Source organism: Metamycoplasma cloacale (assembly GCF_900660735.1).
In the GTDB taxonomy this organism is placed as follows: domain Bacteria; phylum Bacillota_I; class Bacilli_A; order Mycoplasmatales; family Metamycoplasmataceae; genus Metamycoplasma; species Metamycoplasma cloacale.
The window spans coordinates 396,790-409,801 of sequence record NZ_LR215049.1; the positions used below are offsets into that span (position 1 = coordinate 396,790).

Sequence of the window (13,012 nt, forward strand, 5' to 3'; positions counted from 1 at the left end):
CGAATAATAAAATAAAAAGCCTTTCGGCTTGTGATGCGGCTCATCGCATTTTTGTTCGTTCTCTGAAAACTGAATATAACACATAGATCAACTATAGAATTACTATTAAACCAATCAATTTATTAGTACTGGTCAGCTGAATACATTACTGTACTTACACCTCCAGCCTATCAACCTCATAGTCTATAAGGAATTTAAAAGGGAATATTCATCTTTGAGGAGGCTTCCCGCTTAGATGCTTTCAGCGGTTATCCTTGCCGTACTTGGCTACCCAGCTATGCTTTTGGCAAAACAACTGGAGCACCATCGGTACGTCCACTCCGGTCCTCTCGTACTAAGAGTAGCTCTCATCAATATTCCAACGCCCACATCAGATAGGAACCAAACTGTCTCACGACGTTTTGAACCCAGCTCGCGTACCGCTTTAATGGGCGAACAGCCCAACCCTTGGAACCGACTCCAGCTCCAGGATGCGATGAGCCGACATCGAGGTGCCAAACCTTCCCGTCGATGTGATCTCTTGGGAAAGATAAGCCTGTTATCCCCAGGGTAGCTTTTATCCGTTGAGCGACGGCCTTTCCACGAAGAACCGCCGGATCACTAAGTCCTGCTTTCGCACCTGCTCGACTTGTAGGTCTCACAGTCAATCACACTTCTACCTTTATGCTCTTGAATACGGTTTCTGACCGTACTGAGTGTAACTTTGAACGCCTCCGTTACCTTTTAGGAGGCGACCGCCCCAGTCAAACTACCCACCACACACTGTCCTCTTACCAGATCATGGTAATAAGTTAGAAGTTCAACGTAACAAGGGTGGTATTTCAACGGCGACTCCATAAGAACTTGCGTTCCTACTTCAAAGTCTCCCACCTATCCTACACATGTTAAATCAAACTCCAATATGAAGTTATAGTAAAGCTCCATGGGGTCTTTTCGTCTAGATGCGGGTCTCCGGCGTCTTCGCCGGAACCATAATTTCACCGAGTCCAATGTCGAGACAGTTAAGAGATAATTACTCCTTTCGTGCAGGTCAGTATTTAGCCGACAAGGAATTTCGCTACCTTAGGACCGTTATAGTTACGGCCGCCGTTCACCCGGGCTTCACATTAATGCTTCGCATAAGCTAACACCTCTGCTTAACCTTCGGGCACTGGGCAGGAGTCACCCCATATACATTGTCTTACGACTTAGCATAGAGCTGTGTTTTTGATAAACAGTTCCCCCTTACTATTCACTGCGGCCTATGCGTTAACATAGGCATCCCTTCTTGCGAACTTACGGGATGATTTTGCAGAGTTCCTTGACATTGGTTTTCTCGCTCGCCTTAGAATACTCATCTTGGGGACGTGTGTCCGTTCTCGGTACGGGTTTCACAGAATTTAAGTTAGAAGCTTTTTTAAGAGGTATGGAATCAGCCAATTCGCTACTCAGTCGCCCTTTCACTATGCATCACATCTCCCGGTTATACTATACGGATTTGCCTATATAGACCAGTAAATGCTTACCCCACAATCCAATAAGTGGTAGGAATATCCTCCCCCGTCACTCCATCACATTCAAGAAAGTACAGGAATATTAACCTGTTGTCCATCGATTACGCTTTTCAGCCTCACCTTAGGACCCGACTAACCCTGGGTGGACGAACCTTCCCCAGGAAACCTTCCCCAATAGGCGTCAGAGATTCTCACTCTGAATCGTTACTCATACCGGCATTCTCACTTGTAAGCGCTCCACCAGTCCTCACGGTCTGGCTTCAATGCACTTACAACGCTCCTCTAACGCACTTTCATGCCCGTAGCTTCGGTATTGTGTTTTAGTCCCGTTGAATTATCGGCACAGAGTCTCTCGACTAGTGAGCTATTACGCACTCTTTAAACGGTGGCTGCTTCTAAGCCAACATCCTAGCTGTTTAAGAAACTCCACAACCTTTCTCACTTAACACAATTTTGGGACCTTAGCTGACGATCTGGGTTGTTTCCCTCGCGTGCATCGACGTTATCACCGATGTACCGACTGCATAACAATACATGATAGTATTCGGAGTTTGATTATAGTCAGTACGGCTAGGCGCCGCCATTCCATATTCAGTGCTCTACCCCCATCATTTAACGTTACACGCTAGCCCTAAAGCTATTTCGAGGAGAACCAGCTATCTCCAAGTTCGATTGGAATTTCACCCCTACCCACAAGTCATCCGGGCACTTTTTAGCGTACTACGGTTCGGCCCTCCACTTAGTGTTACCTAAGTTTCAGCCTGCTCATGGGTAGATCACCTGGTTTCGGGTCTATATCAACATACTAAAGCGCCCTATTAAGACTCGATTTCTCTACGGCTTCGCTTTAATCCACTTAACCTCGCATGTTGACATAACTCGCCGGTCCATTCTGCAAGATGTACGCCATCACCCATTAACGGGCTCTGACTAACTGTAAGTAATTGGTTTCAGGATCTATTTCACTCCCCTCCCGGGGTTCTTTTCACCTTTCCCTCACGGTACTAGTTCACTATCGGTGTCTGGTTAGTATTTAGCCTTACCGAGTGGTCTCGGCAAATTCAGACAGGGTTTCACGTGCCCCGCCCTACTCAGGATACCATCAAAAGTTATGCACATTTCGCTTACGGGAATTTCACCCTCTGTGTTTAAGCATTCCAACTTATTCTGCTATATGCATAATTTCTAACTTTACATAAATGGTCCTATAACCCCAACAACGAATGTTGGTTTGGGCTCTTCCCCGTTCGCTCGCCACTACTGAGGGAATCATTCTTTATTTTCTCTTCCTGTTGCTACTGAGATGTTTCAATTCACAACGTATCTCTTCATTCGACTATGAATTCATCGATATGATGATTGAGGATTAGCTCAATCGGGTTTCCCCATTCGGACATCCCCGTCTCACAGTTTATTTCCAACTAAACGAGGCTTATCGCAGGTAATCACGTCCTTCATCGACTTCCAGACCCAAGGCATCCACCAAAAACTCTTATCTTGTTTAATAGTATTTATAAATATAAGTATGACCTATTTTTGTATATGTCTTGAATATTCTATAGGTTGATCTAAACATTTGAAATATTAATTTATTGATTTCAATGTCTATATTCAGTTTTCAAAGAACAAAATTGAGAGAAAGTTCTCTCAAAACTGGATACAAATTTAATTCCATAACAGTGAGAATTGTACTCCGTAGAAAGGAGGTGATCCATCCCCACGTTCTCGTAGGGATACCTTGTTACGACTTCACCCCAGTCACCAGTCCTACCTTAGGCAGTCGCCTCCGAGGTTAGCAAACCGACTTTGGGTATTACCAGCTCCCATGGTGTGACGGGCGGTGTGTACAAGACCCGAGAACGTATTCACCGCAGCATAGCTGATCTGCGATTACTAGCGATTCCGACTTCATGGAGTCGAATTGCAGACTCCAATCCGAACTGAGATCGGCTTTTTGAGATTTGCTCCATGTCGCCATATTGCTTCTCTTTGTACCGACCATTGTAGCACGTGTGTGGCCCCACTCGTAAGAGGCATGATGATTTGACGTCATCCCCACCTTCCTCCCAGTTACCCAGGCAGTATCTCTAGAGTCCTCAACATTACTTGTTAGTAACTAAAGACAGGGGTTGCGCTCGTTGCAGGACTTGACCAAACATCTCACGACACGAGCTGACGACAACCATGCACCATCTGTCACTCCGTTAACCTCCACTATATCTCTATAGCTTTGCGAAGGATGTCAAGAGTGGGTAAGGTTTTCCGTGTATCTTCAAATTAAACCACATGCTCCACCGCTTGTGCGGGTCCCCGTCAATTCCTTTAAGTTTCACTCTTGCGAGCATACTACTCAGGCGGATCATTTAATGCGTTAGCTGCGTCAGCGATTTTCCACCGACTAATGATCATCGTTTACGGCGTGGACTACCAGGGTATCTAATCCTGTTTGCTCCCCACGCTTTCGTCCCTCAGCGTCAGTATAGACCCAGTAAGCTGCCTTCGCCTTTGGTGTTCTTCCATATATCTACGCATTTCACCGCTTCACATGGAATTCCGCTTACCTCTATCTAACTCTAGTTTACCAGTATCCAAAGCGAGCCAGGGTTGAGCCCTAGGATTTGACTTCAGACTTAATAAACAGCCTACGAACGCTTTACGCCCAATAATTCCGGATAACGCTTGCGACCTATGTATTACCGCGGCTGCTGGCACATAGTTAGCCATCGCTTTCTGATAAGGTACCGTCAGCTTCAAAGCATTTCCTCATTGAAGTGTTCTTTCCTTATAACAGCACTTTACAATCCGAAGACCGTCATCGTGCACGCTGTGTCGCTCCATCAAGCTTTCGCTCATTGTGGAATATTCCCTACTGCTGCCTCCCGTAGGAGTTTGGGCCGTATCTCAGTCCCAATGTGGCCGTTCAGTCTCTCGACCCGGCTAAACATCACAGCCTTGGTGAGCCATTACCTCACCAACTAGCTAATGTTCCGCACCCTCATCTCTTAGTGAAGCTTTAAAGGCTTCTTTCACAACGGAATCATGCGATTCCATGCGTATCCGGTATTAACCAATGTTTCCATTAGGTATCCCAATCTAAGAGGTAGATTAAGCACGTGTTACTCACCCATTCGCCGCTAAGTCCGAAGACTCCGCTCGACATGCATGTATTAGGCACACAGCCAGCGTTCATCCTGAGCCAGGATCAAACTCTTAAAAATAGTTTGTTAATGTGAATTATTATAAATATAAAATTGACGTTATGGTATTCGTATCCAGTTTTCAAAGAACTTCATTGCGTATAAAACGCAAATATTATTTTACTATATTTTTTAAATATTTAACAAAATTAATTTTATTTTTTGAATCGCTTGAATAAATAAAAAATACAAGAGTAATTATAATCAAATTTCTTGTATTTTTCTAAAAATAAATTATTTTATTTCAACAATTTTAACTTTGTATTTTTTAGGAGCATCAACTTCGATTTGTTCTCCGACTTTTTTATCTAAAATTGCCTTTGCTAAAGATGAAGAGTTTGAAATTTTATTATTAAATGGGTCAGCATCTAATGCTCCAACAATTTGAACTTCTAAATATTTATTAGCATCACTAACATATTGTAATTTCACTGTTGAACCAATTTTAACCATATTTGTTTGTTGGTCTTCTGAAATTAATTCGTAGTTATCCAAAATATGTTGAATTTCTGAAATTTCATTTTCAATTGCTGCTTGTTTATCTCTTGCTGCATCGTATTCAGCATTTTCTGATAAGTCCCCTTGGTTTCTTGCTTCTTTAATTTCTTCAATTACTTGTGGACGAGCAACTTCTTGTAAGTATTTTAATCTTTCTTCATATTGTTTTAAAGTTTCTTTTGTTAAATATATTTTATTTTCTAATTCAGCCATAATACTTCCTCTTTATCTTTATATTATTATATATCTAGGATTTCCTTAATCGGATTGATTGCTAAAAGTATAACAATTTTATTTTTAAATTTTTGTGTTTCATATCTTAGATTTAAGTTTGTAGCTAGTTGAACATAGCGTTTAATTTCACTTTTTGAATCAAGCGTTAAAACTAACATACTTTTTAAATGCATGGTTTTTAGATAGTCTTTTAATTGATTATCATCTAATTTTTTATTAAAGATTAATAAATCGTAATTTAAGAAATTAGGAATTTCATTAATTAATTTATGACTAGTATCTATGTTATACATTTTTAAATCAATTAAAGACATATCATGGTTAATATATATGTCTCGATTTCCTAAAACCATTAATGAATTAGCTAGATAATCATTATTATCATGTACTAATATTTTGCTTGACTTATTTAAATATATGCAATTTGTTAAAAAAGCGATGTAAAAGTCGTTATCAACGTTTTTATATGATGGTTTAATGCCGTTTAATACAATACCGTAATTAGGATTAATTAACTTTAATTTATCATATTGGGTTTGTTCATCGACCATTAAATGCTTATTCATCATTTTACGTTTATACACTAATGTTAAAATGATAGCAATTAAAGCAATCGTTAAAGCAATACCAATTGAAATAATTAAACCTAATCTTAAACTATCAGATATTTTAGATTCTTTTCCTGAAATTGTTTTTGCAAAATTAATCATTAATTAATTTCTCCGTATTCATAAAAGCGCGCTAGAAAATCATTACCGTTTTCATCTAATACTAGATGTTCATTTGCAAATTCATCAACGATTTCTGAAATGATTTCAATTTCTTTTTCGTCAGTAATTTCAACTAATTTATTATCTTGAGATTTAGCAATAATTAATTTTTCTCTATCTGTTAATAAATAATAAACATCACCATTTTCTTCAAAACTGAAGATTACATAATATTCCATATTTTGGTTTTCAAATTGAATTAACATTTTCCGTTCTTCAGTAAATAATTTAATTTCTTTTTTATCCATGATATCTCCTTAAATAATCTTCTAATATTAATTGCGCAGCTAAAGAATCTTTTTTAGTTTTTCTTTTTTTACGACTAAAGCCAGCTGATATTAATATATCTTCGGCATTTCTGGTTGTTTGTCGTTCATCTTGAAAATATATCGGTAGGTTAATTTCTGTTTTTAACATTTCAGCAAACTTTTCTACCATATATGTACGTTCGCTTTTTGATAAATCCATTCTCACTGGATAACCTAAAATAATTGTATCGATTGAATTTTTGTAATCAGTTAAATTTAGGTAATATTTAACCCTTTGAATAACTAAATCAAATCTATTTTCTTCAAAGCGGTAATTCTCTAAACCAGTTGCAATAATACACAATGGATCTGAAATTGCAAAACCGCAACTTTTTGTTCCTAGATCTAAACACAACTTACGCATTAAAACACTCTTTTAATTTCATTAATAACTTCATCAATTGAGGTCGGAATAACAATTGAACCTTGTGAAACAATAGCGTTTCCTCCACCTTTACCATTATATTTAGCACATATTTGCTTAAATAAGATATTTGCATCTACTTTTTTAGAAGCTACCATTAAGAAATAATTATTATTGTTTGTTTGTGATAAACCAATTACTATTGCATCTGGGTTTAATTCACGTAATTCAACAACTGCTTTTCTTAACATTCCTGCGTCTGCTTCGTTTAAAATAAATACTTTTTGACCATTTAGCATTTCATGTTGATATTGTGAAACATCAACTGCTTCATTTTGTTTAGCTTTAAGCAATTTACGATAGTCATCTCTGATTTCATTTTCAATCGCTTCTAGAACTAATAAATATTTTTCTTTGTCAGCTGTTGTTTGAGTTTCATTTACTGGAATTATTTTATTATATTTTTCATCAAAATCACGGTTGTTTTTAATTAATGTATCCAGTAGTTGTAATTCGCTTTCAATTTCTTCATTTAAATATTGCATTACATCATTAAACGAAGTTACAACTCTTAAACGATAAATACCGGTACCTTTTGAATCAACACCCACAATTTTGAAATCTTCAATGACTGATGTTCTAGCAACGTGAGTACCACCACATAAGTCCTTGGTGATGTTTTCAAATTCTACAACTCTTACTGCATTTGCATCGTGATATTCAGATTCCTCAATGGTCATAAATGCGCCCATATCTTGAGCTTCTTTAATTGATGTAACGATATAGTTTCTTTTTTCATTACGAGCGATATAATTTCTCATAATTTTTTCTATATTACGCGTTTCTTGTTTTGAAGGACGATGATCTAAACCGAAGTCAAAGGTGAAATATTCAGGATTAATATTTGAACCTAATTGTTCAATTCTTACCTCTGGATATGTTTCTCTTAAGGCATGGAACATTAAGTGAGTTGATGAGTGTCCCCTTGCATATCCTGCACGTTTTATAGGATCGACAAAACAGTGAATTTCGTCTTTTGAATTAATTTTTCCTTTAACTTTATGTACATGGTTTCAATATTTATCTTTAAAAACATCAAGTACTTCGATTTTATGTCCATTTTGCACCATATAACCAAAGTCATGGTTTTGACCTCCTGATGTTGCATAAAATGGAGTTTTATCTAAAATAACATAACTAATTTCATCTTCATTAGCTGATGTAATTTCTTCTTGATCATCTAATAGATATAAAATCTTAGATTTTGATTCAAGGTAATCATAACCAATGAATTCAGAAATAAATTGATCAACTAAAGAAAGTGAATTAATTACCTTTTGCATTCCAGCTTCAGTGTTTCCTCTTGATTTTTCTTGATGTTGTTTTACAAATTCATTAAATTCTTTTAAATCAATTTGAATATTTTTTTCTAAAAGAATTTCGTTAGTTAATTCAATTGGGAATCCGTATGTATCAAACATTTTGAAAGCAATAGCTGTAGTAATTGTTCCGTTTTTTTCAATTTCTTGTTCTAATAGTTTTTCACCATCGTTAATTGTTTTAGCAAATAGATCTTCTTCTGCTTTAATAACTTCTGATACTCTTTCTACATCAATGTCATAAATTAAAGAATCTTTAACAATATTTACTAGTGAGTATAAAAAGTTTTTAGATTTAATACCTAATGAAATACCAGCACGATATGCTCTTCTAATTAATCTACGGATAATATAACCTCTACCTACGTTAGAAGGTTTAACACCGTCATTAATTGCATTTACAGAAGCTCGAATGTGGTCGGCAATAATTTTGAATTTAGTATTAATCTTTGTTTGGAATGGATCTTTTGTAAAATAGTTTTCAATTACATATTTATAATCAACTAATTTTTCAACTGCATGAATAATTGGTAAAAATAAGTCAGTATCAAAGTTAGTTGGAGCATCTTGCATAATAGATGTGATTCTTTCTAAACCAGCACCTGTATCGATATTCTTTGTGGCTAATTCAGTGTAATTGTTTTCACCATCGTTGTTAAATTGTGAAAATACGATATTTCATATTTCAATGTAACGATCGTTTTCAATATCATTAATTAACAATTCAATTCCTCTTGCATCGTATTTTGCACCACGATCGTAGAAAATCTCTGTATCAGGCCCACAAGGTCCTTGACCTACGTCTCAGAAGTTAGTATCTCTAGTTCCTTTGATTAAGTGATCCGCTGCAATACCATTTTTAATTCAAGCATTGTATGTATCAATATCTTCACCAAAATATGTGATATAAATTCTGTTTTTATCCAATTTTAGTACGTCAATAATAAATTCATATCCAAATGCAATAGCTTCTTCTTTGAAATAATCACCAATTGAGAAGTTTCCTAACATTTCAAATAAAGTGTGGTGTCTTGCGGTTACTCCGACATTTTCTATATCGTTGGTTCTAATTGATTTTTGAGAGTTAGTAATTCTTTTGGCAGGCGGAATTTTTTTACCACTAAAATAATCCTTTAAAGTTGCTACTCCTGAGTTAATTCATAGCAATGAAGGATCATTTTGTGGGATTAAAGATTTTGATTCAACAACTAAATGCCCTTTTGAAGCAAAAAAATCTAATCACATTTGTCTAATTTGTTTTGAAGTTAACATATCAAACTCCTTTTATAAATATGTTTTCTTTTGATTTTTATAAAATATTTCGTCAATAATACCACCAGCTACAACTAAATCTCCATTGTAGATAACAATTTGTTGGCCAGGTGTTACTGCTTCTGTATCTTTGTAATAAACGGCTATTTTATCATTATTAATTTTAAACAATTTTACAGCAATATCTGTTTGACGATAACGGAATTTTGCAGTTAAGTTATTTTCGTTGTAATTATTTGCTAAAAAATTAACATCAGTCGCAATTAATTGGTCGGATAATAGATATTCTTTATGATCATCATTTGTTACATAAATCTCTTTTTTAGCTAAATTATGACCAACTACAAAGTATGGTTTTTCAAATCCACCTAGATTTAAACCTTTTCTTTGACCGATTGTGTAATACATTGCACCAATATGTTTTCCTACAACTTTTTGACTATAAATATCAATGATATTACCAGGTTGAGATGGAATATAGTTTTCTAGAAATTTTGTAAAATGTCTTTCACCGATAAAACAAATACCAGTTGAGTCTTTTTTATTAGCTGTTGTTAGTTTTAATAAATTAGCAATTTCTCTAACTTTATCTTTTGTAATATTAGCTAATGGGAAAATTACCTTTTTTAATTGTTCATTGGTTAATTGTGCAAGGAAATAACTTTGATCTTTGTTATTATCTTTTGCGCGGTATAAAAATCCATCTTTAGTTTCAGCATAGTGTCCCATTGCAATAAAATCAGCTTTTAATTCATTGAATGCGTAATTAGCAAAAGAATTAAATTTAATGTATTTATTACAAAAGATATCTGGATTTGGTGTTCTTCCTTTTTGATATTCGTTAATTAAATAACTAAAAACCTTATCTCAATATTCTTTAACAAAATCAACTCTATGAATTTCAATGTTTAATTCTTTTGCAACAGCTTGAGCATCTAGATAATCTTGTTCTTGTGGACAGATATCTTGAGTTATATTTTCATTTCCTAAAATATCATTGTTTAAAAATGAATCTCAGTTACGCATAAATAGCCCAACAACTTCATAACCTTGTTGTTGCAATAAATATGCAGCAACACTTGAATCAACACCACCGCTCATTCCTAAAACTACTCTTTTTTTACTCATCTTCCACCCTTTCTATTGCTTCTTTTAATTTCAAAGCAATTCTTTTAATTACAGAAACTGATACACTATTACCTGCTTGTTTATATAAATGTGAATTAGCAATATTTGGCAATACAAAATTTTTAGGAAATCCTTGAAAATTAAAACATTCCCTTGGTGATAACTTACGAATTTGATTGTTTTCTAAAATCAAAGGAACATTATGACCGCCCGTACCCATATTAGCAGTTAATGTCGGGCAAACATTTGATTTATTTTCTCTAACATATTGTCTTCTTCATTGATAGAATGTATTTTCATTGGTCATACATTGCTTTAATAGATCAAAATGTTTGAATTTACTAGTATAAAATAAGTTCTCATTTTCTTCTAAATTAATTAGGTCTTTAATTTGAGTTGTCAATGATGTTGGTTCTGGAAATTCAAAATTTTCATAAAGTTTCTTGTTTTTAAAAGCTAAAATATAAACTCTTTCACGATTTTGCGGAATATTGCCATATTGCATAGTATTTAAAACTTTGTATTTAACAAAATAACCTTCTTGTTCTAAAAAAGAAACAATGACTTTAAAAGTTCTTCCATTGTCGTGTGAAACTAAATTCTTAACATTTTCTAGAAAAATAATCGATGGTTTTTTATGTTTAAAAATTCTTCATAACTCAAAAAATAGATTTCCTCTGCCTTTTTCATCATTAAAACCTTGACGATATCCCGCTAGTGAAAATGCTCGACATGGAAAACCAGCTAGTAATAAATCAAAATCAGGAATTTCTTCAGCTAATACATCTCTTATATCTCTGAAATCTACTTTGATATCAAAATTTGCTTCAAATGTTTTAATGGCATTTTTTTCAAATTCATTAACATAAACTAATTCAGAAATATCATTAAATCCTAAATCAATTCCGCCAACACCAGCGAAAAAACTAGCGGCTTTTAATTTATTCATTATTTCTCCTTGATAATTCAATGATTTTTTTCTTAACTAAAAACACAATTAAGTCAATTTAGTTTCATAGACATATCAAAATTATATAAGTTTTATTATATATAAACTTATAATAAAGAAAAAAATAAGAATATAAATGTTGAACAAATATAAAAAAACCAGATAACTGGTTTATTTTTTGTTTGATAAAGCTTTTTTAGCTTGATCAACGATTTGATTAAATACAACTGGATAGTTAATTGCTAATTCAGAAAGCATTTTTCTATTAACTTTAACGTTTGCTGCTTTTAGTCCTTCAATTAATCTTGAGTATGTCATTCCTAAAGGTCTAACTGCTGCATTAATACGAGCGATTCATAGTTTTCTGAATTCTCTTTTAACATTTTTACGGTCTCTAAATGCATATGTTCATGATTTAACAACGGCTTGTTTAGCTACTTTGTAACCAACTGATTTGTGTCCTCAGTATCCTTTAGCTAATTTAAGTCATTTATTACGTCTTCTTCTTGTAACGATTCCACCTCTTGTACGCATAGATATTCCTTTCTATAAATTAAATTAATTCTTTATATCTCTTGAAATCTGAATGTGATAAGTCTGATGATTTACGAGATTGACGTTTTTGTTTTGTTGTTTTGTTTTGAGCCAAGTGTGATCTATATGCATTTCCACGTTTAACTTTACCTGAAGCGGTGATTTTAATTCTTTTCTTTAGACCGCTTTTTGTTTTCATTTTTGGCATTTTATATCTCCTTATTCTTCGGGATTGTCATTATTGTTTTTCAAAGCTTCAACTTTTCTTTTGTCTTTTTCAATATACATATCTAAAAAACGATCATTTTGTAAAGTAGCTTCTTTAGATATTTTGGCAACATCTTCAACCAATGTAAAGAACTTGTTAAGAATTTCTTCACCTAAATCAGTTCTTGAGCGTTCTCTTCCTCTAAATTTAACAGAAATTTTAACTCTATTACCTTCAAGAATAAATTCTCTAGCTTTTCTTGCTTTGGTTTCTAGGTCGTGATCTCCAATTAAAGGTGTTAAACGAATTTCACGATTTAAAGTAACAGCTTGTTTTTCTTTAACGGCTTTTTGTTTTTTCTTTTTATCGTATTTAAACTTTCCGTAATCCATGATTCTTACGATTGGTTTATTGTTCTCTAATGCTATTAATACCAAATCCATATTGTATTCAGCGGCTTTGTCTAATGCTTCATCTTTTGATAAAACACCAATCTTTTCACCATCTGGTCCAATGACAAAAACCTTTTTAAAAGGAATTGCATTGTTTACAACATGTTCTGACTTTGGACTTTTATTTTCATTTTGTCCAGTCTTGTTTTTATCTAATTCTGTAATAACTTTCTCCTTAATATAAATAAAAAAGTGGTTATAATCCACTTCCCAAAAACTACAAAAA

General features: G+C 34.3%; 10 protein-coding genes and 2 rRNA genes. All 12 read right to left on the minus strand.

Annotated elements, in window-relative coordinates; genetic code table 4:
* Positions 1 to 101: 101 nt before the first annotated feature.
* Positions 102 to 3,000 (minus strand): 23S ribosomal RNA (locus EXC28_RS01770).
* A gap of 192 nt (positions 3,001 to 3,192) precedes the next feature.
* A 16S ribosomal RNA gene (locus EXC28_RS01775) occupies positions 3,193 to 4,711 on the minus strand.
* The 16S and 23S rRNA genes sit together here, the layout of an rRNA operon.
* 213 nt (positions 4,712 to 4,924) lie before the next feature.
* Entirely contained in the window at positions 4,925 to 5,401 is a 477-nt protein-coding gene (gene greA / locus EXC28_RS01780; protein WP_029330471.1) for a transcription elongation factor GreA, read from the minus strand.
* Positions 5,402 to 5,427: 26 nt separating this feature from the next.
* Positions 5,428 to 6,132, minus strand: coding sequence for a BC85_0335 family putative methyltransferase (locus tag EXC28_RS01785; RefSeq protein ID WP_029330470.1), 705 nt, complete (start codon positions 6,130 to 6,132; stop codon positions 5,428 to 5,430).
* Positions 6,132 to 6,440, minus strand: coding sequence for a DUF1292 domain-containing protein (locus EXC28_RS01790; RefSeq protein WP_029330469.1), 309 nt, complete (start codon positions 6,438 to 6,440; stop codon positions 6,132 to 6,134). Before EXC28_RS01790 ends, EXC28_RS01785 begins: the two co-directional genes overlap by 1 nt.
* On the minus strand, positions 6,433 to 6,864 hold the full coding sequence (gene ruvX, locus EXC28_RS01795) for a Holliday junction resolvase RuvX (RefSeq protein ID WP_029330468.1): 432 nt from the start codon (positions 6,862 to 6,864) through the stop codon (positions 6,433 to 6,435). Before ruvX ends, EXC28_RS01790 begins: the two co-directional genes overlap by 8 nt.
* Positions 6,864 to 9,515 (minus strand): alanine--tRNA ligase, encoded by a 2,652-nt coding sequence (gene alaS, locus EXC28_RS05740; protein ID WP_029330466.1) that lies wholly within the window; start codon positions 9,513 to 9,515, stop codon positions 6,864 to 6,866. The genes ruvX and alaS overlap by 1 nt, the downstream gene beginning before the upstream one ends.
* A gap of 12 nt (positions 9,516 to 9,527) precedes the next feature.
* The gene (gene mnmA, locus EXC28_RS01805) at positions 9,528 to 10,643 is read right to left on the minus strand and encodes a tRNA 2-thiouridine(34) synthase MnmA (protein WP_029330464.1); all 1,116 of its coding nucleotides are present in this window, start codon (positions 10,641 to 10,643) and stop codon (positions 9,528 to 9,530) included.
* Positions 10,636 to 11,592 carry a DNA cytosine methyltransferase gene (locus EXC28_RS05745; RefSeq protein ID WP_029330463.1) on the minus strand — a complete coding sequence of 319 codons (957 nt, stop codon included), beginning with the start codon at positions 11,590 to 11,592 and terminating at the stop codon, positions 10,636 to 10,638. Before EXC28_RS05745 ends, mnmA begins: the two co-directional genes overlap by 8 nt.
* A 171-nt stretch (positions 11,593 to 11,763) precedes the next feature.
* Complete coding sequence (gene rplT / locus EXC28_RS01815; RefSeq protein ID WP_029330461.1) at positions 11,764 to 12,126, minus strand: 50S ribosomal protein L20; 363 nt, start codon at positions 12,124 to 12,126, stop codon at positions 11,764 to 11,766.
* A 19-nt stretch (positions 12,127 to 12,145) separates the two neighbouring features.
* Positions 12,146 to 12,334, minus strand: coding sequence for a 50S ribosomal protein L35 (gene rpmI, locus EXC28_RS01820; RefSeq protein WP_029330459.1), 189 nt, complete (start codon positions 12,332 to 12,334; stop codon positions 12,146 to 12,148).
* A gap of 11 nt (positions 12,335 to 12,345) precedes the next feature.
* Positions 12,346 to 12,993: a translation initiation factor IF-3 gene (gene infC / locus EXC28_RS01825; protein ID WP_241851290.1), complete on the minus strand. Its 648-nt coding sequence runs from the start codon at positions 12,991 to 12,993 to the stop codon at positions 12,346 to 12,348.
* Positions 12,994 to 13,012 lie beyond the last annotated feature (19 nt).